Genomic DNA, 21,473 nt, shown 5'->3' with positions numbered 1-21,473 from the left:
CCATGGGACCGAGACTCGAAACCGTTTGTGGCGCCTGCCTCCCCCGGACGGCCTTGCCGGCCCTGGCGGGGCTGCGGAGAGACGGCGAGATCTCGGTGGCCCTGGTCGATGACCACGCCTGGGTCCGCTGGCCCGCGGGCAATGACGCAATCCTGCGCCTCCTCCTCCCGATCCCGGGGGTCGAGCTCTTCGCCAGGCGTGAGGGCAGTTGGTATCGGCCGGGCGACCACCTCCCCGCGTTCGGTCTCCCCTGGGACCGAGAGCTCGAGGAGATCTCCCTCGCCCGTGCGATCGTCCCCCCTCGAATTTCGGCGGAGTCGCCGTCCCGAAGCCTCTCCCTCCCAGCCCCGGCGCGACTTCGACTGGTGAGGGACGACTGCATCCGCCCGACCGGCGCCCTGCGCTGCCATTGCGATGCGCTTGGGCCCTGGGCCGAGACGGCCCCGACCTCGGAGATCAGTTCGATCCAGGCGGCCCGGTCGGGGCGAGAGGTCCTGCTGCTCGGCCGTGATCTTCCCGCGATCGTCGGGGCGGTCCGATTTTGGGGGAACCTCGTCCTCCGGCCGATCGGCTTCCGAGCGGAGCCGGACCTGCCCGAAGCGTCCTTGCGGGATGCCTTGGGAGTCGGGGGGAACGAGCTGCTGATCCTCGAAACGGGCGGGGTCGACATCATTCCCCAGGGGGCGTTCCGCCGGCTCTCTCGGGCGAGTCTCCGGCTCGTCGTCGAGGAGGGAGTGTCATGAACCGGGCGGAGCAGTACCTCACGATCCCCGGGGAGTATTGCAGGCATCTGGGGGGATTCCGCTGGGCAGGGCGATACGAGGCGGTCGAATCCTCGGCGGAGGTCCCGGAGATCGGTTGCACCTTTGCCCTGGGGCCTGAAATCTCGCTCTTCCTCGAAGGGTTTGTCGCGAGCCGGGAGCTCGTCTCCTTCGGGTTCGTGCTCCACACGCTGTACCTCATGGGATTCGGGGTCGACCGCCGCCGGTCCGCTCGCCCCCGGCCGATCGACGCGTTCGCGACGGCGTTTCATGACCTGCGTCGACCGCTGCGGAATGCGGGGGCCCTCGTCGGTATGCTCTGTCGGGACGTGCCGAGGGTCCCGGACCCTCCCGAATTCCCCGACGTCGCCGCCCTGCTGACCGCCCGAGACGCCGACCCGTTCACCACCGTCTGGGCGAGCACGGTGACGGTCGAGTCGGAGGTCCCGCCCCTGGAGCCGGCCGAGTTCGAGCAGCGGCTCGTCAAGGCCTTGAGCCCGCTGTCCTCGGAGGCGATCCGCCACTGGCTTTGCTACGGCCGAGGCCCCGTCGCGGCCGTCGGCGAGCGGGTTGTCGGGACGGTGCCCCGGACGCTCGGGACGGTGCTCGACGCGCTCCAGAAACGTCCCCGGCTCGCGGAAGCCGCTGCGGTCGTCGCCTGGCTCGACGGGGCGCTCGACCTCCCTCGACGCCGGCTCGACTCGGCAGGGCTCCCCACGGGGGGGTATTCCGACGTCGCGACGAGGGGACGGCCCGAGCAGATCCTCCCCGCCCAGTTCGTCCTCGACGGCGACGAATTCGTCAGGCGGTTCGCCGAGCGAGAGCTCCTCTATTTCCATCGGGAAGAGCCCAAGGACCCGAAGGCCGAGCAACTCGTGGTCCTGCTCGACCAGGGGGTGCGGACCTGGGGCGACGTCCGGCTCGTCCTGGCCTCCGCCCTGCTCGCGCTCGGCCGCCAGGCCGCGCGTCGAGGTCTGCCGTTCCGGGTCTCGGCGACGAGCGAAGGGGGGATGGTCCACGACCCGCTCGAGCTCGATGACGAGGGGTTGGGCACGCTCCTGGAGGCGAGCGACCTGACGATCCATCCAGCACCCGCACTCGAGCGAGTCCTCGCCGATCCCGTCGAAGGCCCTCGGGACGTCGTCCTGTTGACGCACCCGAGAGGCCTCGCCGAGCGTGACGTCGTCTCTGCTGCCTCGAAGGCCGGGCCGGGGACCCGGCTGTTCGCAATCTCGGTGGACGGTAGCGGCGAGGTCGAGCTCTCGGAGCTCAGGCGCGGGACGCCCGTCGTTCGCTCGCGATGTCGGATCCGGGTCCGAGACCGAGAGGCTCGGCCGCCCGTCCCCGGGGATCTCGGGGCGAGCTCGCCCTGGAGCGGGGACGTCGAGTTTCCTGGGTTCCCCTTCCCCATCGGCGCACTCAGCCCGATCCAGGACCGGCTCTTCGACTTCGACGAGTCGGGCGAGCGGCTCCTCCTGGGGGGCGAACACGGCCTGCTCCACTGCTGGAAGGTCGACGGCTCGGCCGCGGAGATGCTCCCCAGGGCCCTGGTGCATGGGGCCCCCCTCGCCTCGATCCAGGCGGTCCTGGGTGTGGCCGGAGGCTTCGTCGTGACCGGCCGGGTCGCCAGGTCGATCGTGGCCGTCCATTACGACTTTCGGTCCCGATCCTGCACGGTCCATGAGGTCGAACTCCCCGCGCATCGGAACCCCGAATGGGCGTACTCCCGCCTCCTCCACGCCGTCGTCGCCCGAGAGGGGGACGTGGCGTTGCTGGCGGTCGACCTGGCCGTGGCCGAAGCCCCAGCCCGCGCGCGAGGCGGCAGCAACGCCACGCCCGGTGCGATCCGCGCGGTCCGGGCGTTTCGGGAGGTCGCGGGCAGCTCGTCGCTCTTCACGCACGACGCCGAGCCGATGCCGGAAGGAGGCCGTGCCCTTCGCCTGCACACCGCGACGGGCGCCGTCGACATCCGAGACGACCAGGGGATCTGCATGACGACGACCCCCACCTCGGACGGCGAACCCGCCCTGAAAGGAGGCCGGATCCTCCAGGCACGCGCGGGGGGCCACCTGATCGGTGCCGTCGTCGGCGATTCGTTCAAGACGACCCTGTTCCTGTTCTCGGTGACGACGTTCCGAGAGGTGGAGCAGTATCCCCTGCCCCACGACTCCCGAGGCTTCGCCCTGAGCCGGGACGGGCGGAGGCTGGCGCGCCGGGTCGGCTATCGCCATCATATCGAGGTCCGCGACGTCTCCGGGGCCGTTGCTCCTTCGTTCGTGACGCCTCGAGGCAAGGCACACCACCACCTCGAGGTCGAGCTCGGGGCGACGTTCCTCCTGGTGGACACGGGTCGCTATCTCCATTTCATCCGTTGGGATCGTGGCCGACTCGAGTCTTCCGTCAGGCGGGAAGCTCCTGACGAGATCCTGTCCCGAGAGGGGATCCTCTCGACTCGGGTCCGCTCGACTCGGCGGACCGACAGCCTGCCTCAGGACTCGAGGCGGTTCCCCTGGTCGTGCACCTTGGCCGGCCTGACGGTTCTCGTCGACTTCGTCGGCCAACTCGCGGTGTTCGACTCGTCGGGCCAGCTCCTCTGCATGTTGATCGCGTTCCGGGATCGCCTTGCCGTCTGGATGCCGGACGGGACCCGACTTGGACCCGAATCGATGGTTGGAGGACAATCGTCCCCGGACGCCGCGGAACGGATCGGCGAGGCCTTGCTCAGGGGCCTGCCGGTCGTGAGGAGGTCCTCGACATGATCGCGCCCTACGGCCTCCGGAAGCGATGCGAGGCAGCCCCCCCCGTCGCCCTGCTCCTCCCCAGCACCGACGTCTCGGCGCTCTTCCGCCTGTGCGCGAGCCTGGGACTCGACCCGTCCGGGCGAGTCTTTCGGGTCTCGATCGGCTTCCTGATCAAGCTCCACGCCCAGACGACCCGGGCCGTCCCGGGTGTCGTCCGGCTCCGGGCCCTCACGCCCGACCTCCTGATCCCGGTGGACTCCGACCTCGTCCCCGCACTCCTGGACGACGAGGCGGCCGGCCTGGTGCGCAACCGAGGTCTCATCTTCCTGCCCTGGGGGGATCCCCTGGCGTTCGATCCCCGTTCCCCCATCGAGCTTCCGAGCCTGCTCGTCGCCGACGTCCGACCGCGCCGGACCTGGGGACCGCTTCCGTCGCGCAAGGCGCTGACGGAGCGCTTCGAGGAGATCGTGGTCGATCGCGACGACGAGTCCCCGGCGTCCATCATCGAGTCGGGCGGCGAGTCGATCGGGACGGAGACCCCCCGCCCCGAGCCGAGCGATGTAACCTCGACGCTGATCGGCAACGCCAAACTCGGTGCCGGCCGGGCCTTCGTCTGGTTGGGGGATACCCTCCACCTGAAGTCGTTGTCGGCGCTCGGGACGAACTGGATTGCCGGGGCGATGGCGATCGCCCCGAGGCTGAGCGAGGCCGTCCTGGGCCGGCAAGGGGCTGCGCTCCAGGCCCTCCTGAAAGAGTTCCGCGATGGCGACCTCGAGAAGGCCCTCCGGAACGCCTTGCCGCTCGGAGAGCCCGGCGGGGGCCGGGGGAGCGTCCCCGAGCTGGGCGACCGCTTGCCGACCCACAACGCTCGGTATTCGCTCGACGACCTCCTCGATAAGCGGAAAGGAAACGGCACGTCCAGCGTCTGGCTCGGCGGCCAGGACGTCTTCGCCGAATTGACGGGCGAATACCGCCGCGCCGCCGTGAAGGCCATGGCGGACGGAGACTGTCGCCGCGCGGCTTACATCTACGGCAAGCTCCTCCAGGATTACCACATGGCCGCCCACTCGTTGATCCGAGGGGGTTTGTACCATGATGCGGCGATCCTGCTCCTCAACCGGCTCGACGACCAGAAGGGCGCGGCACGGGCGTTCGAGGCCTGCGGCGAGATCGATCGCGCGATCCAGCTCTACCGGCAGTCCGGCGAGAACGTGTCGGCGGGCGACCTCCTCCGCCGGATCGGCGAGGACGAAGCGGCGCTCGAGGAGTATCGGGCCGCTGCCGAGAGGCTGGCCGCCACCAAAGGAGGGGATCTCGCCGCCGGGAGGCTCATGCTGAGCAAGGCCAGCCGGCCCGACCTGGCCCTGGGATACTTCCGGAGAGGCTGGGATCGACGTCCCGAGGCCAATGCGCTCGCCTGCGTCCTCGAGGCGCTCCCCGTCCTCCTCGAGTCGGGGGCGGGACCCGAACTCGGGCGACTGCTCGATGAGGCCGACCTCTACCTCGCCTCGACGGGTCAGGAAGCCGAGGCCGCGCTCTATTACAACACCCTGGCGAGGCTCTCGGGGGGGGCGTCTTCGGAAACGCTCCGAGCCGACCTTCGGGACCGGGCGCTCGTCGGGCTCGCGTCGAAGCTCCGGCAGCAGGTCCGACCCGGAGTCGCCGCCGGCCGACTCGTCTCCGACCTCCTCGGCCAGTCGGGCCTCTGGCCCGCCCCCGTCGTCCGCGACGCCGACTTCGCGGCGAAGGCCGAGTCGAAAGGACTCGAGCCCCTCTCCAGGCCCGCTCGAGCGCGGACGACCCCGACTCGACTTCGGGGCGGCATCGGCGTCGTGACGGCCGTCTGCCAGGCACCGGAGTCGGACGAGGTCTTCCTCGGGCTCCAGGGGGGCGAGGTCTTCTGCTTCCGGCCGGAGCGTGCCGAAGTCGTACGGGTCGCCGGGGAAGATTCCCCCGTCGTCACGATCGAGGTCAGCCCCGACGGGAGGACGCTCGCCGTCTTCCGCGCCGCCCGTTCCAAGCAAGGGGTCCTGAGCATGTATGTGAAGAACCCCGACGGTTCCTACACGCTCTCACTCTCGACCAAGATCGCCGACACCGTCGACCCGTGGCTCACCCCCGTCATGGCGACGGACGGCGAAGACCTCGTCGGCCTCTGGGACGGTGAAGCCCTCTATTTCCTGGAGGCCACGTCGTTGCAGTCGAGGGGGAGCCTGGTCCTCTCGACGCAGGACGAGTCCCCGACCGCCGCGCTCCTGGTCCCTCGCCCCATCCACCCCGGCTCGGAGTTTTCGGTCTTCGCCCACGACGGGCGAGAGTGGAGTCTCCACGACCCCTGGGGAAAAGGCCGACGTCCCACGGGCCTTCTCTGGCGCCCGGCCCTCACCGAGCCGAGCACACTACGATCCGTCCCCGTGTCCTGGGCCTTCGCCGCCGGTGGGAACGTCGAAGTCGCGGGCCTGGGTGGCCACGGGACGCTCCACTGGGCGGCCTTCCAGGCCGAAGACGATCAAATTACCCTCCTCGCGAGCAACACCGACGCTCGCGAGGGAGGCTACCTCGCCGCTGCCGTCGTCCGCCCCGGACTGGTCGTCGGCGTGACGCGGACCCGCGTCGAGTGGCTACGCTGCGGGGGCGACCGGTTCTCCTTCTCCTTCTCGACCGAACTCTCCATCCCCTCCGCCGTCGCCTGCTACGCCAGCCGACGGACGGGACAACTCATCGTCGTCTGCGACGATGGTTTCATCGCCCGCGTCCCGATCCCCAACGGACGTTGAGATCCATTCGAAACCTTGGATCGTTCCCAGGGCTTTCAGGCCTGATTTGTCGCATGCCTAAATCCGTAAATCCTTGTTAGGATTCCACTTCGGAATCAAACCCGGGATCGATTTTTCGGCCGGCTGTTGACAATCACGAGCCTCCGGATAAGATGATATCTCCTCAGTCACGCTCAATGAGCGACTAATGCCGGAGTGGCGGAATTGGCAGACGCGCTAGCTTGAGGGGCTAGTGGGCTACCCATGCCCGTGCAGGTTCAAGTCCTGTCTCCGGCACTTGCCGCGTAAGGGCCACGTCGAAAGACGTGGCCCTTATGCTTGCGCCTAGACGTCAGGTGAATCGTCGCGCGGCTCAGGCCGGAATCGAGGCGCTCGAAGGCCGGGCACTCTTGACGGCCTCGTCGGTGACCAAGCCGGCCGCCATCGAGGCGCTTGCGGCGGAGGCCTACCTCGGGGGGCTCGCGCCCGAGTTCGACAAGCGATTCTCGACGTACAACTCGTACGTCCGCGCCCCCTTGAACACGCTCGATTACGGGTCCGCGCCGCCGGCCTGGAATAACCAGGCTACCAATGCGGTCGACTCGTCTGTTTTGCATATTAATGCGTTCACGTCTTTCAAAAAGACGCAGGCGCTGGTCCTCACGGTGCCGCCGTCGAATGACCAATATTACGTGGTCAATTACCTGAATACGGTCGGCAGTATCGGGAACCGAACGACGCCGTTCGTCTCCCCCACGTCCTACCTGCTGGTCGGCCCGAACTCGCCCTATGCCAAGATGCAGACGGTGAACATCCACGGGTTCCAATACCGGGTCATGGCCTCTGACACGAATCTCAACTGGATGCTGATCCGGATCGCGACGAACACCCTGGCCAGTTCGTCCGATGCGCAGTCGGTGCCCAACGTCTCCAAAGACACCGTCCAGCAGTTTGCGTTGAATACGCTGTCACAGTTCCAGAAGAATGGCCACCAGCCCGTCTATCCCTCGAGCTACTCGTTCGAGTCGACGACTCGCGACGTGCTGAAGGCCGCACCCTACAAGAACACCCCGAAGAGTGCCCTCCGGTTCTTCCAGCAACTTGGCTCGTCGGTGAAGTAAAGTCCCCTCCCCTCTTCCACCACCGCGCTGTCCGGAACCGACCTGGATGCACTCCCGACCTGGGTTGTCTCCCAGTACGGGGCCACGGACACTTACATGGTCCCGTCCTACGGTCAACAGGGCGTCCTGGATGCACTCGCTCCTTTGGGACTGACCGCGAAAGGTTTCCGTATTCCGAGCAACTGGGGACCGGCCCAGCTTCGAGCGCTGCAACGTGGGTATCGGGATGGTCAGCAGGCCCTCAACGCATTGATCAAGAACGGCAGTGCCGGCCCCCTGGTCCATCTCAAATCACCGGCGGGAGCGGGCTCCCTCACTAACGGCGAGGTCCAGCCGGTTTCGCAGCTCGGGTCGGCACAACTGGCCGCCGGCCAGCTCGCGTTGAACTCGGACGGCTCACTCACGCTGTGGTTCTCCCCGACACTCCCCTCGGGCGTTGCGGCGTCGAACTGGATTCCGACACCCTCCACGAGCTACTTCGATACCCTCTATCCCAATCAGGCGGTGAGCACGACCCTTCAGCTCATCCTTCGGCTGTACTACCCGACTCCCGGAAACCAGCCCCCGTCGATCCTGCCGTATTCCAACGGGTCTACCCAGTTGCCTGAGAGCTACATCCCTCCCCTGCTGACGCAAGTCATTCCTGATGTATCGCGGAGATCTCTGCCGCTGAGCCGGTCGCTCGAGGTGTTTTCGGCCGGCAAATGAGGGCCTGAGCTTTTGGGAAGAGGGGTTGCAGACCTGCCCTCCCTCCCATCCGAAGCACAAGCCCAGGCTCTCTTGCCCAGGCGCCGATCTTGAGCCCGGCGTACCGTTCCCGGATCAGCCCGTTCGTCGCCCGCCCTTGGAGGATGATCGGCCTGCTTGGGCTCCTCTGTTCTCAAGCGGAGTTGCCGGCTGGGGCCAGAAGGCTAACGCGAGGTCGGCGAGTCGATTCAGTTCCTCGCGCGAGGCGCCATCGGCGGCGCGAACGGCGAGGCCATACCCGACCGACGCGAGGTAGGACGCCATTTCGACCGCGGAGAGTCCCGAGGGCAACTCCAGCTCTCGAGCCGGATCTTCCAGGTACTGACGGACCGCCGACTCGTTTAGCCGGCGGCGAGCGGCGGACTCCTCGCGGGCGGCCTTGGACTTTGCGCTCGTGCTGATGGCGCTCTGGATGAGGAAGCAGCCAGGGGCAAAATCGGCCCGGGTGTACAACTCCACCTGTCCGCGAAGTAGCCGTTCGGCGAAACGCCTGGCTGTCGGCTCGGCCGCGCTCGCCTCGAAGATGGGACGACCGATCTCGCCGAATCGACCGACGGCCCGACGATATAGTTCCTGCTTGTCGCCGAAGGTCGCATAGAGGCTCGGGCGGTTGATGCCCATCGCCTCGGTCAAGTCGGACAGGGACGTCCCCTCGAACCCTTTCCTCCAGAAGACCAGCATGGCCGCCTCGAGCGCCTTGCCGACGTCGAATGTCTTCGCCGGACCTCGACGACCCCTCACCCCTTCGGATGGCATCGCACGCCTCGGGTCGACGCTGGGTCGCGAGGTCTCGAACGGCGATTCGGAGCCCAGTCCAGGACGGGAACAGGCTCCGTCGGACGGGCATCCTCACGGCCAAACGCGATTCGAGCCTCTTCAGGTCCATGCTAGCATCCCGATGGCCCTCCCATCAAATTTGCGGCCCAATCGACGAGCCATAGATTTGCAATGGAAGAACGGCGACCCGGCATCAGGTTGAAACGAGCCACTGATGGAACATAGACATGAAAAGACGGGGTCGTCCGCAGATGACGCAGATTGACACAGATAAGATCAGAAGAATCTCCAATTTATCCGTGTCAATCTGCGTCATCTGCGGATCGTCTCCTGTCTCTTAGTCCTAACTCGATAACGGGCCGTTGGTAGAGATTGAGTTGTGGAATTGTCGTTGTGAGTGCTTGGTGAAATGTTGGTGCGTCGACGGAGTAGGGCTATGCTAGGAGTTAATGATTGATTGTTGGTGTTTTATGGGTATTTTGGTGTGTCCGTGGTGCGCTTGGGATGGCTCGCTCGGCCGGGGACGGCGGATTTCGGGCCACTCCAATTGCGGAACTTGCCATCCACGGCCCCGATCGGGTAGTTTGACTGCGAGCAATCGGGGCGACCCGGTTCGCGAAACGGGCGGGGATGCTGGAACGTCTCCGCCGGATTGACCCGCCTTCGACCTGAAACTCGCCTCCGCACTCGGAAACCTGGCCACCTCCCGGGCCGATCTCGAGTGTCCTGCCCACCTGGTTCGGCTCTACGCGAATGGCCTCGAGCCGAGGTTGATCGAGAAACGCCGGCCCCGGATCTCCTCAGCATCCGTCCGGCCGATGGACCACCGACCATGACCGCACGCCCGAATAGATTTCGCGCCGAGTGGCGTATGCGCGACCCACTGAGCGGGAGCCCTGGCTCGAAGCGTTTGACCTTCTTCGGTTTGATGCTGGCGAGCCTCGTTGTTGGCACGCCGGCACGGGCGGACGTGGATGCGGCGCTCGTCGCGCGGTTCGAGACGAAGGTGAGGCCGCTGCTGGCGGCCCATTGCTGGCGGTGTCACGGCCCCGAGCAGCACAAAGGGGGGCTGCGGCTCGACTCGGCCGAGGCGTTGGCAACGGGGGGAGACTCCGGGCCCGTCGTGGTCCCGGGGAAGCCCGAGGAGAGCCGACTGATCGAGACGATCCTCTACTCGAGCGATCTCAAGATGCCCCCGAAGGGGAAACTCTCCGCGGCGGAGACGACCGAATTGGTCGAATGGGTCCGGGCGGGGGCCATCTGGCCCGGGGGAGTTCCCTCTCCGAAAACGGTTCCTGGCGCGGAGAGGGCCGCCGGGGCCTCCGAAGACTTCTGGGCCTTCCGGCCGCCGGTCGACCCGGCGCCGCCCGACGTCAAGGAGCCTGGCTGGGCCGGTTCGCCGCTCGATCGGTTCATCCTGGCCGGCCTCGAGGCGAAGGGATTGAAGCCGGCCCCCCCGGCCGACAAGCGGACGCTCCTCCGACGCGCGACGTTCGACCTCACGGGGTTGCCGCCGACCCCCGCCGAGGTTGAGGCGTTCCTGGCCGACACCGGGCCCGACGCCTTCGGCCGGGTCGTGGACCGACTCCTCGCCTCGCCCCGATACGGCGAGCGCTGGGGACGGCACTGGCTCGACCTCGCCCGCTATGCCGACTCGAACGGCATGGATGAGAACGTCGCTTATGCGAATGCCTTCCGTTATCGTGATTATGTGATCAGGGCGTTCAACGACGATACGCCCTATGACGAGTTCATCAAGGAGCAGGTCGCGGGCGACCTGCTGCCCGCCTCCCGAGATGGGGCGCCCGACCCGGGGCGTCTCGCCGCGACCGGATTCCTCGTGATCGGCCCGAAGATGCTCGCCGAGGACGACCCGGTAAAGATGGAGATGGACATCGTCGACGAGCAGGTCGACACCATCGGGCGCGTGTTCATGGGGCTGACGCTCGGCTGTGCTCGGTGCCATGACCACAAGTTCGACCCGATCCCGACGGCCGACTATTACTCGCTGGCCGGGATCTTCAAGTCGACGAAGTCGATGCAGAACCACAAAGTCGTCGCCATGTGGAACGAACGCACGGTCGCGACCGCTTCCCAGCGGTCGGCGATCGAGGAGCACACGAGGGAAGTCGCCCGACGGACGGAGGTGATCAAGGTCCGTCTCGACGAGGCAAAAGCCTCGCTCGCCCGCGAGATCCGCTCTCGGCTGGCCGACTACCTTCCGCTCGCCTGGCAACTCGTGCAACTCGACCGCGTCCGGACCGGTCTCACCGAGGAACGCTTGGCCGACAGCTCCTCCGGGGTCTTGATGCGGGATGCCGACTCCCGGGGTCGGCGAATCGTGTCGACCACCCCTGGAGCCCTTAGCCCGGCCCTGCTGCGCGATGGGGCGCCGAACGTCGTCGAGTACGAAGTCGAGGTGCCGGCCGATGGGGTCTACCAGATCCTGGCCGGAAGCCCGGCGAGCGTGCTTCGAATGGTCGACGACCTCGTGCGCTCGACCTGGGCGAGCGGAGACGAGGCCCGCGCGACGGATCCTCCTATAAAGCTCCACGACTCGGGGGTATTTCTGGCACTCGGGCGAGGCGTCAGGACCCTTCGGCTCGAGTCCGATGGGAAGGCCCGGCCGAAGGGGCTCGTCCTCGTCGCCCGGTCGTTCCCGGACGGGCTCGAGACCCTCGCCACCGGGTCGCTCGAGGCCTTGGCGTCCGAACGGGGCGTGAATCCCCGGCTCCTGGGTCGTTGGAAGGAGGTCCTGGCACGTTCCTCCGAGGATTCGCTCTCGGTCTTCGGCGCCTGGCCGGATCGCGGTGGAATGGACCCTGCGGTTCGGGCCGCGGTCGATCGGTCTCCGTCCCCGCAATCCCTTCGGGCGTTGGCGGAGCGCTACCAGGAACTCTTCGACAAGGCTGGTGCTGAGTCGAACGACTCGGCGGATCCGGCGCTGCTTGCCTTCCGCCGCGTGCTCGACGACCCCAAGGGGCCGTTCGCCCTCCCCGAGAACCCCGAAGTCGACTTTCCCCCGAAGACGACCGAGGAGATCCGCGTCCTTCGTGCCGATCTCGCGCGGTTGCAGAAGGCCGCCCCGAGGCTCCCGGAGGCGATGAGCGTCGCCGATCAGAAGGCGACGAACCTGGCGATCCACGTCCGAGGCAGCCACCTGACCCTCGGCAAGGAAGTCCCCAGGCGATTCCCTCGGATCCTCGCCGGTGATTCGCAGACGCCGGTCGACTCGGGTCGGAGCGGGAGGCTCGAGTTGGCGAGTTGGCTGACGCACCCCGACCACGCCTTGACGGCCAGGGTGATGGTCAACCGGATCTGGCTCGGGCATTTCGGCGACGCGATCGTCCGTTCGCCTGATAACTTCGGCAAACTCGGCGACCGACCGGCGCACCCCGAGCTCCTCGACTGGCTCTCCCGTCGGTTCGTCGAGTCGGGTTGGTCGGTGAAGGCGATGCATCGGCTGGTGATGCGATCGTCGACGTATCAGATGAGCACGCGTTATGACCCGGCCGCCGCGCTGGCGGATCCGGAGAACCGGCTCCACTGGAGGATGGGCCGTCGCCGGCTCGAGGCCGAGGCCATCCGCGACGCGATCCTCGCCGTCAGCGGCGAGCTCGAAGGGACGATGGGAGGGAGCCTCCTGACGACGAAGAATCACGAATACGTGAATTCGACCGGCCTCAGCCAAGGGGCCGGCTACCGCTCCCCTCGCCGGTCGGTCTACCTGCCTGTGATCCGCAGCGGGCTTTACGACGTGTTCCAGGCGTTCGACTTCGCAGACCCGAGCGCCTCGAACGGCTTGCGGATCCCGACGACCGTCGCGCCCCAGGCGTTGTTCATGTTGAACGATGAGCTTGTCTTGAAGGCGTCCGAGGCGATGGCCCGAGGCCTGCTCGCCCTCCGCGAACGCGACGACGCCGCGCGGATCCGGCATGCTTACCTCGTCGCCTACGGTCGTTCGGCGCTCGACGCGGAGGTCGCACGAGCCCTGGCGTCGATCGGCCGCTTCGAATCCGCGCTCGAAGCCCAAGGGGTGGCCGCGGCGGAGCGTCCCCTGAAGGCCTGGCAGGGTCTCTGCCAGGCGATCATGGCGGCGAGCGAGTTCATCTACCTCAACTGACCGACGCCAATGACCCAGGCGTCGTCATCGCGGGCGACCACCGGCAAGAATCGGCCCGGGCCGCAGGAAGGACTGAAATGAACAACCACTGGAATGAATTGTCGTGCCGGCCGATCTCGCGACGCGAGCTGCTCCGACGGGGCGGGAACGGGTTCGCGGCGCTGGCGATGGCCGGGCTGTTGGCCGAGGAGTCGCGCGCCGCCGAGTCCGGGCCCGACCCCGACCACCCCCTCTCCCCTCGCCCGTCGCACTTCCCCGCGAGGGCGAAGCGGGTGATCTTCCTCTTCATGCACGGCGGGCCGTCGCAGGTCGACACGTTCGACCCCAAGCCGCTCCTGGACCGCGACCACGGCAAGCCCTTGCCGTTCGCGAAGCCCCGCGTCGTCTCGAGCGAGACCGGCAACCTCCTCCGCTCGCCGTTCCGGTTCGGACGCCACGGCGAGAGCGGTATCGCCGTCAGCGAGCTCTTCCCGCACCTCGCCGGGTTTGCCGACGACCTCTGCGTCATCAACTCGATGCACGGGTCGAACTCGAGGCATGGCGGTGCTCTGCTGGAGCTCCACACCGGCAGCGACACGTTCATCAGGCCGAGTATGGGGTCGTGGATCACGTATGGGCTCGGGACAGAGAACCAGGACCTGCCCGGCTTCATCACGATCTGCCCGAACCTCAGTCACGGCGGCGTGAACAACTGGAGCTCGGCGTTCCTGCCGGCGGTTTACCAGGGGACTCAGATCGGGGCGACGGGCGTCCCCGCCGATCAGGCCAAGATCCCGTTCATCTCCAATACGACGGTTTCGCGCCGGGTGCAGCGGCTCGAACTCGACCTGATCCAGGAGATGAACCGCGACAGCCTGGCACAGGCGGGGGTCGACCAGGCCCTCGAAGGGCGGATCGCCTCGTTCGAACTGGCGTATCGCATGCAGGCGGCCGCACCCGAGGTCCAGGACATCAGCGGCGAGTCTCCCGAGACGCTCAAGCTGTACGGCCTCGACGACGAGGCCACGAAAAACTTCGGGCGGCAATGCTTGATGGCCCGACGGTTCGCGGAGCGCGGGGTGCGGTTCGTCCAGGTCTCGCACAGCTACAAGTGGGACCAGCACTCCGGCCTGAAGAAGGACACTCGGAGCAACGCCCTCGAGGTCGACCGGCCGATCGCCGGTCTCCTCCGCGACCTGAAGGCGCGGGGGCTCCTGGACGACACGCTCGTCGTCTGGGGCGGGGAGTTCGGCCGGACACCCACCTCGCAGGGGGACGACGGTCGGGACCATAACCCCCACGGCTACACCATGTGGCTTGCCGGCGGCGGCGTCAAGAACGGGATCGTCCACGGCAAGACCGACGACTACGGCTACTACGCGGTCGAGGACAAGGTCCACGTCCACGACCTGCACGCCACGATCCTCCACCTCCTCGGGCTCGACCACACCAGGCTGACCTACCGCTACGCCGGCCGCGACTTCCGCCTGACCGACGTCCATGGCGAGGTCGTCAAGGAAATCCTCGCCTGACCTTCGCGGGACACCCGCCGGCCACGATCCGGCTCGATTTACAAATTTTTACAGATCCCCCCGTGGGTCGAGTCTATAGTCACGAGGCGGAGATGCCGGGCCTGGCGGTCTCACCCTCGGCTCCGGCGAATCCGATTCGAAGGCGCGCCAGGCTCCCCTTCAGGCGACCTCGCGACCCTCTCGAGTGAAGCCGCGAACGCAGGTTCGCGTTTCATCTCGTACGAGTTAATGACTTCTGGGGGTTGTTCATGCAACCCCTTCGCCTTGCGAGTCCGTCCCGGGCGAGAGCCCTGGTGTCTCCCGATGCGCGACGGCGCAATACGCACCCCCCCCCACCTTGTCGCGTCCCGGTGGACCTGGCCGCGTGGAGACTTCGTGCCGCGTCCGACGTGCCGCGAGGAAGAGAAACCATGGTCGCAGTCGAGGGGCACCGATCCCCGCAGGTTCCCGGGAGATCCGGCCTGGCGAAGGCCGTGCATTCGGCCGAAAAATTCGCGGTGCTCGACGGAGGATTGCGATGAATTTCGATACCCCTCAAGGGAAATTCGCTTTCCCCCGGAAACCCCGTTTCGCGGGAGCGATTCCATCTCTTGAGAGGATCTCTGACTTGGAAGTCACCTTTGAGGACAACGCCCGGCGTTACGGGGCCCTGGAAGGTGAGGCCACGACCGTGAAGGGGACGTCCCATCCGCGGGCCTCCATCCTGCTGGTCGACGATGACGTCGAGCTCGGCGAGCTCATGCAGGAGTTCTTCGACCGGCACGGGCTCCAGTTCGAGACCATCCACGACAGTCGGCGGGGCCTGGCGCGTGCGCTCAACGGCGACCACGACCTGATCCTGCTCGACGTGATGATGCCGGGGATCAATGGATTCGAGCTGCTCCGCCAGGTCCGGCGGCGGAGCGCCGTCCCCGTGATCCTGCTCACGGCACGGACCGCCCCCGACGACCGGATCATGGGCCTCGACTCGGGCGCGGACGACTACCTGCCCAAACCCTTCGAGCCCCAGGAGCTCCTCGCCAGGATCCGCGCGGTCCTGCGGAGGGTCGGCCCGGGGAGAGGCGCACCGGCCGATGCGATCGAAGTGAATCGTGTGCGGATGATCCCCGGCACGCGCGAGGTCTGGTGCGAAGGCGTCCGGGTGATGGTCACCTCGACGGAGTACGACATCCTCGAGCTGCTCGTGCGATCGGCGGGCCGGGTCGTCTCGCGCAACGAGCTCACGGCCGTGCTCTACCAGAGACAGGCCTCTCCGTTCGATCGCTCACTCGATGTTCATATCAGCCACCTTCGCAAGAAACTGGGCGAGCGGGGCGACCTGATCCGGACCGTCCGCGGCGTGGGCTATCTCTTCTGCGCCGAGACCGGTGACGTCGGGGACGCATGAAATCGCTCTTCGCCCAGATTTTGGCGTGGTTCCTCGGGACTTTGGTCCTCTGCCTCGTCGCGTTCGCCGCGACGTCGCTGACGCTTTCGGTGAACGCGCCGAACCGACCGAACTTCTTCCCTCGGATAAGCGAGTTCCAGCTCGAGGATGCCCGCCGCCACTATGAAGAAGGAGGGGCGGAGCAGCTCGACACGTACCTCAAGCGCCTGGGGACGTTCTTCCCCGCCGACCACTACCTGACCGACGCGCAAGGCCGGGACCTCGTCGATGGGACGGACCGCTCGGCCCTCCTGGCCCGGGCCCACGTCCCGGGCCGTCCGCCGTCTCCTTCGTCGGGGGGGCGACGTCCCCACTTCTCGAGCACCCTGCACATGCTGGGCTTCTCCTCCGGGAGGCGTCCTGCGTTCGTCCACGCGTCCGGGGACGGGCGCTATCGCCTGATCGTGCAGCACAAGCCGAGGGGGGATCCGTGGGGCTTCGTCCCCTACTACCTGTGGATCCTCGTCGTAATGGCGCTCCTCTGTTATTTCCTCTCCGTCCACCTGGCGACGCCGCTGCGGAGTCTTCGCAGGACGGTCGAGCGGTTTGGTGAGGGCGACCTTTCCGCGCGAACCGAATCGACCCGGAAGGACGAGATCGGCGTCCTCTCCCGGGCCTTCGACCGCATGGCCGAGCGGATCGAGACGCTCCTCTCCGCCGAACGTCGGCTCCTCCAGGACGTCTCGCACGAGCTCCGCTCCCCGCTCGCCCGGCTCGGGTTCGCCGTCGAGCTCGCCAAGACCAGTCCCGACCGCGAGGAATCGCTCGCTCGGATCAAGAAGGACGTGGATCGGCTCGCCGTCCTCGTCGCCCAGCTCCTCCAACTCACGAGGGCGGAAGGGGACCCGACGACCCGGAGCCTCGAGGAGGTCACGCTCCACGAGTTCCTCCGGGATCTCGTCGAAGACTGCGTCGTCGAGGCCGAGGCACGCGACTGCCATCTGGTCCTCCGCATCGATCACCCCTCGGTGCTCCGCGGAGAGCGCGAGCTGCTTCATCGAGCCTTCGAGAATGTCCTCCGCAACGCCATCCGCCACGCACCCGACGGGACGGCGATCGAGGTCGCTTTGCGGACCGAGGGGGAATCTGCCGTCGTCTCGATCCGAGACTTCGGCCGAGGCGTCCCTGAAGACTCGCTCGAGGCGATCTTCCAGCCCTTCTTCCGGGTCGACAGCGACCGCGACCGGGCGAGCGGAGGCGTCGGGCTTGGTCTCTCGATCGCGCAAAGGGCGATCGACCTCCACCAGGGGCGGCTGACGGCGCACAACGCCAATCCCGGCCTCCTCGTCATGATCGAGCTCCCCTGTTCTCTCGACCCGGCGCCTGCCGCCTGCTGAGGAAGGAATCGGAGATTTTTCAACAGATTTCCCCCGATGAACACAGATTAAATTTCAATAATATTTATAAAATTATTAAATTTTAATCTGTATTCATCGGTGTAATCTGTCGATCGTTTTCTTTCTCTATGCGATCCGTGTTCCATCCGTTGCGAAAAACCTCCGTCTTCCGTCGCGGACAGAGTCCCGACCCATCCTGGGTCGTTGAGGTCTATCGCTTCGGCTTCGGGCCGCCGAGGACTTCGGGGCGGACGACCTTCAGGTCGCCCAGGTCCTTGGTCTCGCCGCTCGCGAGCTTCACGTCGCGGAAGATGTCGCCGAGGAACATGGTCCCCTTGGCGACGCTTACGCTGTAGACGAGTCCGGGGACGACCCGCTCGATTCGGAACCGCCCGTCGCCATCCGTGTAGATCTCACCACCCGGGATCGCCCCGGAAGTTCGGGGGTCCTCGGGCTCCATCCGTCCTGTGCTGAGATAGCCGATGCTGCTCAGGCGGAGTCCAACACGAGGAGCCCCGTCCTCGCCGATCACGCGGCCGAGGATCGTCCCCCATGGTTGGAGACGGACGTTGATCGGGCCGGATTCATCCCCCTTCAACGCAATTTCGCCGACGAGCTTTCGGTCGGTCTGGACGATCGTGACTCGTCGCAACGGCTTCGAAAGATCGAGGCCATGGACCTCAATCGAGGACGACTCCTGCAAGCGTTCCTCGATGAACATCGGACTCAGTCCCAGCACCTTCGTCGGTGCGACGGGGTTTCCTTCCGGGTCGACGGCCTTCAAGGCGATCATACGTCCTGGGTCGACTTGGAGGTCCAAGGATACAGGCGTGGTTGTCGGGGTGAGGTCGACGTCGGCCAGGATATGATAAGTACCGACATGGCAGTTGAAAGGGAGAGTGGAGAATAATCCGAGCTTGGCGTCGACGCCTTTGAGCGTATCGGCGCCGATGCCAGTCACATATCGATCCCTGTCCGAGCGGCATGCGATGATTCCGTGTCCTGGCAAGGTGACGAGCTCGTAGCGCCCGTCCTCATCGAGATAGGCCTGAGGGGTATAGCCGTCGCGATAGCCGGGGAACTTGGCTACCCAAGGATTGTCCGAGAACGTGAAGGCTTCCACGTAGCCGAGGACAGGACGGCCGGTGGCCTTGTCGGTGACCCTACCGCGGACGACGACTCCCCGCGTCAAGGTGAGGTCGAAAGGAACCGGGTTCAAACCGGGCACCATCGCAGGGACCGCCACGTTTAGATTCGGATACGGCAAGCCGGGGCCCGGCACGACGAATACCTGGTAGGACGGGCTCTTGGGCAGGCCGGCCAGTCGGTAACGGCCCTGGGCGTCGCTGGTCGTCTCGACTCCCCGGACCCAAATTTTGCTGTGCGGCTCGGTCACGCCTCCGCGGAGTACGACGCCCGCGACCGGCTTGCCGGTGTCCTTGTCGCGGACGATCCCTTCGATCGGCTGTGTGGGGGCGAGGGCCTGCTCGAAACGAGGAGAATGGAGGACGAAGGCATTTCCCTTGCGATCCCCTTGTTTCGGAGCTTGGACCTCAGATCCGTTCCTTGTCATGGCGAAGATCTCTGTCGTCGTGACCGTAGGCCCGGAGACGCGGAGGTGGGCCACGCGTTCGCGACCGATTCCGGCAAGGCGGAACCGACCGTCAGGCCCTGTCTTCGTCGCGGCGCTGGCTCTCAACTGCTCGAGCCCGTCCCAGGGGCCCTGGGCACCTCGTTGCTGCACGACCTTGAGCCAGTCGGAAAGGTCACCAGTGTCCTCGTAATGATCTCGGTCGGCGATGGGGAACCAGATGGCCTCGAGCTTGACCTGGGCCTCCGCGACCGGCCTCCCCTCGAGGTCGACGATCCGCCCTTCGATGGGCGGGCCGTCCTTAACCAGGCGAAAGGTCAACTCCGAGTCCTTCCCCGTCTTGAACACGTTCGTTTTCAGGACCGGTCCGAAACCCGGAGCCGAGGCGATGAGCCAGGGGAAGGTCGGGCCGCCATTCAACGTACGCATGGCAGCGTCGGGCCTGGGAAGCTTGATGAGGAACTGTCCTCCGGCTCCGCTCGAGGTTTCGGGGCCCGGCCGGTCGTCGATGCGGAGGAACGTGGGTCGGAGGTTGGCGCCGACGACCGGCTTCCCGTCCGGACCGACGACCCGACCTCGCACCGTGACAGGCCCCTCCTCGGAGGTTAGCTCGGTCTTGGTCTCGACCCCGGAGGCCTTGATCGCGACCGGGACTTTAGTGTCGGGTTCGTTCTTGTCTGATTGCCCCGCACGCGAAGCGACGGCTCCCGCGGTCACGAGCGCGGCGGTGGCCAGGAGGCCGGCCGCGAGGTTCCTGAGTTTGGTCATGAGGAGGCTCCTGAGGATGGTCTGGGAGAGTGCGGAAGCGGCCGAGGATCGGGAACCACCCGTGGCCGCCGAGACCGCCGCGAAGGCCCACGACGCCGGCACTGGCCTCGCCGCCGTCGCCGACGTCTCCACCAAGGTCCCGACCAGCGCGGCGGGCAAGCCTCGGCGGATCAGGCCGGTTCGCAAGCGTTGTCGTGCTTTTGACAGGCGGTGGCGGAACGTGGGGAGCGACCATTGGAGTCGCTCGGCAGCCTGCTCGTAGGTCAGCCCTTCGAGGTCGCAGAGGACGACCGTGGACCGCAGGCCCTCGGGCAGTCGGTCGATCTCCTCATGGACGAGGGGGACCACGTCGAGGTCGACATCCTGGCGAGGAGCCGCCTGGTCCGCGATCATGGCGATCGGGAACCCTTCCGCCTCTTGCTTTCGTCTCCGCGAGGCGCTGAGGCTCGCCTCGACGGCGACTCGGCGGGACACCCGGTGCAACCAGCCGCCGAGGGTGTCTCCCCGCTGGACCGACCCTGCCTTCCGAGCCAGCACCAGGAAGGTCGCCTGGAAGGCGTCCTCCACGTCGTGCTCATGCTTCAGGATAGCCCGACACGTCGCCAGGACCATCGCCCCGTGACGCGCCACGAGGGCCTCGAAGGACGCCCCGTCATTCGCATTCGCGTACCGTGCCAGGAGTTGCCCGTCCGATAGCCCCGCCCCGGTCCCGCGACCGAACAACTCTCGGAGATGCCGCAAGACCGAGCCCGATTCCCTGTTTGCCATGCGTCGCCGACTCCCGCCCCGGCTTTCCCGCCTCGCCGTTCCGCACCCGCCGAAGTTAAAGAGGGGACCATCCGTCGCCGAATCCCGATTTTCTCAGATTCGGTCCGCATGTGAGATCGCCGGTTTACCGCCCTTCGGCGGCTCGAAGGTCGGGTTCGCGCTGGATGCTGTGTCGCTCGAGGCGCAGACCCGGGTCTGGCGGCATGCTGAGGTCAGGTGAAACCCAGGAACGTTCCCCTACGGAACAAAAAGGTTGGCCTTGAATGCCGAATTCTGGTTTTCTCGTAGCGCTCTCCCGTGGTTACACCTGCTTGAACTGAAAATGAGATGAGACGAGGGTGGCCGGGTCGGAGCGCCGCGACGCCCCAGACCTTGGGATGTCGAAGAACCCGGGGTGTCGCTGCGTTCCGACCCGGCCACCCAGATGTCATGATCCGCGTGCAGCATCCGGTGAGCACCTATGGCTCTCAGGAGATCGTGACGCGAGATCGAAAACGCACTTGTCGACGGTTGGTCCTGTTGACGTACGAGGGAGCAAATTTTATGCGTGAAATCAATCTGCGATATTCCGAACCTCTCTTGAGAGAGGCTGTCCGAGTGTTCGTCTATCGAATCCTGGTCCGCCAACTGGGTGCATTGTTCTTCATCATGGTCGGCCTGATGATCCTAACCCTCGCAGGTTTTCTCTGGTATCACGAGAGGGGGTGGATCGTCGGCTTCCTCATGGCCACCGTCGTATTCGTCGGCATTTTCTTGGTGATGATTTACGTCTCACATTTTCGTCAGACGATCGGTAGGTTTCGACGAATGCGCACGCCGATGGCCACGATGGCCTATGATGAAGAAAATGTTTGTTTGACTTCGGAGCTTGGTAGTTCGACGATTCCCTGGTCATCGATTACCGAGGTCTGGAAGCACCCCCGGTTCTGGCTACTCCTCATCTCTCCGTCGACGTTCGTCACACTACCTCTCGATTGCCTCGAGGAGCAGGATCGGGATTTCATCACGCGAAAGATTGGATAACATTAATAAATAAAGATCATCAA

General features: G+C 66.1%; 12 protein-coding genes and 1 tRNA gene. 11 read left to right on the top strand and 2 right to left on the bottom strand.

What is annotated here, in order from left to right; all coding sequences use genetic code 11:
* Positions 1-2: 2 nt before the first annotated feature.
* The 6 genes from ACYOEI_RS03230 (at position 3) to ACYOEI_RS03205 (ending at position 8,087) form a co-directional block, all read left to right on the top strand.
* Positions 3-743: a hypothetical protein gene (locus ACYOEI_RS03230; protein WP_462847840.1), complete on the top strand. Its 741-nt coding sequence runs from the start codon at positions 3-5 to the stop codon at positions 741-743.
* Positions 740-3,520: a hypothetical protein gene (locus ACYOEI_RS03225; protein ID WP_462847839.1), complete on the top strand. Its 2,781-nt coding sequence runs from the start codon at positions 740-742 to the stop codon at positions 3,518-3,520. Before ACYOEI_RS03230 ends, ACYOEI_RS03225 begins: the two co-directional genes overlap by 4 nt.
* Positions 3,517-6,279, top strand: a complete 2,763-nt coding sequence (locus ACYOEI_RS03220) for a tetratricopeptide repeat protein (RefSeq protein WP_462847838.1) — start codon at positions 3,517-3,519, stop codon at positions 6,277-6,279. The genes ACYOEI_RS03225 and ACYOEI_RS03220 overlap by 4 nt, the downstream gene beginning before the upstream one ends.
* A gap of 189 nt (positions 6,280-6,468) precedes the next feature.
* A tRNA-Leu gene (locus ACYOEI_RS03215) sits at positions 6,469-6,555 on the top strand.
* Positions 6,556-6,593: 38 nt separating this feature from the next.
* Positions 6,594-7,379 (top strand): DUF1254 domain-containing protein, encoded by a 786-nt coding sequence (locus ACYOEI_RS03210; RefSeq protein ID WP_462847837.1) that lies wholly within the window; start codon positions 6,594-6,596, stop codon positions 7,377-7,379.
* Positions 7,380-7,475: 96 nt separating this feature from the next.
* The gene (locus ACYOEI_RS03205; protein ID WP_462847836.1) at positions 7,476-8,087 is read left to right on the top strand and encodes a DUF1214 domain-containing protein; all 612 of its coding nucleotides are present in this window, start codon (positions 7,476-7,478) and stop codon (positions 8,085-8,087) included.
* 114 nt (positions 8,088-8,201) lie between these two features.
* Here the strand turns inward: ACYOEI_RS03205 and ACYOEI_RS03200 are convergent, their stop codons facing one another.
* Positions 8,202-8,882, bottom strand: coding sequence for a TetR/AcrR family transcriptional regulator (locus ACYOEI_RS03200; RefSeq protein WP_462847835.1), 681 nt, complete (start codon positions 8,880-8,882; stop codon positions 8,202-8,204).
* 892 nt (positions 8,883-9,774) lie between these two features.
* Between ACYOEI_RS03200 and ACYOEI_RS03195 the strand changes: the two genes are divergently transcribed.
* From ACYOEI_RS03195 to ACYOEI_RS03180, 4 genes are all read left to right on the top strand, one after another.
* Positions 9,775-13,026, top strand: a complete 3,252-nt coding sequence (locus tag ACYOEI_RS03195; protein WP_462847834.1) for a PSD1 and planctomycete cytochrome C domain-containing protein — start codon at positions 9,775-9,777, stop codon at positions 13,024-13,026.
* 77 nt (positions 13,027-13,103) lie between these two features.
* Positions 13,104-14,537, top strand: a complete 1,434-nt coding sequence (locus ACYOEI_RS03190; protein WP_462847833.1) for a DUF1501 domain-containing protein — start codon at positions 13,104-13,106, stop codon at positions 14,535-14,537.
* Positions 14,538-15,144: 607 nt separating this feature from the next.
* Complete coding sequence (locus ACYOEI_RS03185; protein ID WP_462847831.1) at positions 15,145-15,924, top strand: response regulator transcription factor; 780 nt, start codon at positions 15,145-15,147, stop codon at positions 15,922-15,924.
* Positions 15,921-17,300, top strand: a complete 1,380-nt coding sequence (locus ACYOEI_RS03180) for a sensor histidine kinase (protein WP_462847830.1) — start codon at positions 15,921-15,923, stop codon at positions 17,298-17,300. Before ACYOEI_RS03185 ends, ACYOEI_RS03180 begins: the two co-directional genes overlap by 4 nt.
* Positions 17,301-17,511: 211 nt before the next feature.
* On the opposite strand, the gene ACYOEI_RS03175 is transcribed toward ACYOEI_RS03180, so the two are convergent.
* Positions 17,512-20,427: a sigma-70 family RNA polymerase sigma factor gene (locus tag ACYOEI_RS03175; protein WP_462847829.1), complete on the bottom strand. Its 2,916-nt coding sequence runs from the start codon at positions 20,425-20,427 to the stop codon at positions 17,512-17,514.
* A gap of 429 nt (positions 20,428-20,856) precedes the next feature.
* On the opposite strand from ACYOEI_RS03175, the gene ACYOEI_RS03170 reads away from it, so the two are divergent.
* Positions 20,857-21,450, top strand: coding sequence for a YcxB family protein (locus tag ACYOEI_RS03170; protein ID WP_462847828.1), 594 nt, complete (start codon positions 20,857-20,859; stop codon positions 21,448-21,450).
* The last annotated feature ends 23 nt before the right edge of the window (positions 21,451-21,473 follow it).

Source organism: Singulisphaera rosea (assembly GCF_054877945.1).
This window is presented reverse-complemented; position numbering and strand designations above follow the sequence as displayed.

Excerpts from the sequence above, each read along its gene's own strand:
- ACYOEI_RS03175 (WP_462847829.1), bottom strand. The coding sequence starts at position 20,427 with ATGGCAAACAGGGAATCGGGCTCGGTCTTGCGGCATCTCCGAGAGTTG.
- ACYOEI_RS03205 (WP_462847836.1), top strand. The coding sequence starts at position 7,476 with ATGGTCCCGTCCTACGGTCAACAGGGCGTCCTGGATGCACTCGCTCCT.
- ACYOEI_RS03225 (WP_462847839.1), top strand. The coding sequence starts at position 740 with ATGAACCGGGCGGAGCAGTACCTCACGATCCCCGGGGAGTATTGCAGG.
- ACYOEI_RS03190 (WP_462847833.1), top strand. The coding sequence starts at position 13,104 with ATGAACAACCACTGGAATGAATTGTCGTGCCGGCCGATCTCGCGACGC.
- ACYOEI_RS03195 (WP_462847834.1), top strand. The coding sequence starts at position 9,775 with ATGCGCGACCCACTGAGCGGGAGCCCTGGCTCGAAGCGTTTGACCTTC.
- ACYOEI_RS03230 (WP_462847840.1), top strand. The coding sequence starts at position 3 with ATGGGACCGAGACTCGAAACCGTTTGTGGCGCCTGCCTCCCCCGGACG.
- ACYOEI_RS03200 (WP_462847835.1), bottom strand. The coding sequence starts at position 8,882 with ATGCCATCCGAAGGGGTGAGGGGTCGTCGAGGTCCGGCGAAGACATTC.
- ACYOEI_RS03210 (WP_462847837.1), top strand. The coding sequence starts at position 6,594 with ATGCTTGCGCCTAGACGTCAGGTGAATCGTCGCGCGGCTCAGGCCGGA.
- ACYOEI_RS03180 (WP_462847830.1), top strand. The coding sequence starts at position 15,921 with ATGAAATCGCTCTTCGCCCAGATTTTGGCGTGGTTCCTCGGGACTTTG.
- ACYOEI_RS03220 (WP_462847838.1), top strand. The coding sequence starts at position 3,517 with ATGATCGCGCCCTACGGCCTCCGGAAGCGATGCGAGGCAGCCCCCCCC.
- ACYOEI_RS03170 (WP_462847828.1), top strand. The coding sequence starts at position 20,857 with ATGATCCGCGTGCAGCATCCGGTGAGCACCTATGGCTCTCAGGAGATC.